General features: G+C 69.2%; 2 protein-coding genes. Both read right to left on the minus strand.

What is annotated here, in order from left to right; genetic code table 11:
* Positions 1-260: S-adenosylmethionine synthetase N-terminal domain-containing protein (locus ACWGDE_RS39125; RefSeq protein WP_376682802.1), on the minus strand; the 260-nt coding region annotated here is incomplete at its 3' end.
* Between the two features lie 195 nt (positions 261-455).
* Positions 456-1145, minus strand: a 690-nt coding sequence (locus tag ACWGDE_RS39130) for a phosphopantothenoylcysteine decarboxylase domain-containing protein (RefSeq protein WP_453393844.1), incomplete at its 5' end; no start/stop codon positions are given.

The following is a 1145-nucleotide window of genomic DNA, read 5'->3' on the forward strand; positions in this document are numbered from 1 at the left end:
CCGTCGAAGCCCTTCTTCGAGGAGTCGTAGCCGATCTCCAGGATCTTGTCGCGGACGAGCTGCGCGATCGGCGCGTACGCCTTCGTCGTCACCTCTCCCGCGATGTGCACGAGACCGGTGGTGATGAGGGTCTCCACGGCCACGCGCGAGGTCGGGTCCTCGGTGAGGAGCGCGTCGAGGATGGTGTCGCTGATCTGGTCAGCGATCTTGTCGGGGTGACCCTCGGTCACGGACTCCGAGGTGAAAAGGCGACGGGACACAACGCTCCCTGGGGTTGCAGCGGCTGCTGGCTGAATCATTGGCGGAACCACATCGGAGGCTGCGCCCGATCACGTTCCGGATGCAGTTTATCGGTCGTCACCGTCCGCCGGACCACCCGTCTCGCCCTGTGGGAGGCGTGTGACCTGCGGCACTCCATTCTGACGCAAGGAATTGCCCGCGGAAAGGGGCGCTGCTCAGGCGCGTCGTGATCCGATGCGCGGAGCGACCTGGTCCCAAATCACCTCTGCGAGGGCTTCCTTCGGACCATAGGGCACAGCGACCTCGCTCCCATCGGAGGCCAGGATAACGGCCTCGTTCTCCTCGGAACCGAAGGTCTTGCTTTCGCCGACCTCGTTGACCACGAGGAGGTCGCAACCCTTTCGGAGGAGTTTGGCGCGGCCGTTGGCGAGTACGTCGTCCGTCTCGGCGGCGAATCCGACGACGATCTGGCCCTCCCGGGCACGGTCGGCGGAAATCTCGGCGAGGACGTCGGGATTGCGCACGAGGGCGACCGGAGCGGGGTCTTCCCCGTCCTTCTTCTTGATCTTGCCGCCGGCGTACTGCGCCGGGCGGAAATCGGCCACGGCCGCGGCCATCACCACGGCATCGGCGTCCGCGGCCGCCTTGAGCACGGCCTCGCGCAGCTGCAGGGCGGTCCCGACCCGTACGACGTCCACCCCGGCCGGGTCGGCGAGGGCGGCGTTGGCGGAGACCAGGGTGACCCGGGCCCCGCGCGCGACGGCGGTACGGGCCAGCGCGTAGCCCTGCTTGCCGGAGGAGCGGTTGCCCAGGAAGCGGACCGGGTCCAGCGGCTCCCGGGTGCCGCCGGCGCTGATCACCACGTGCCGGCCGGCGAGGTCGGGCGCACCCGTGCCGCCCGGCAG

The sequence above is a fragment of the Streptomyces sp. NPDC054956 genome, assembly GCF_053609185.1.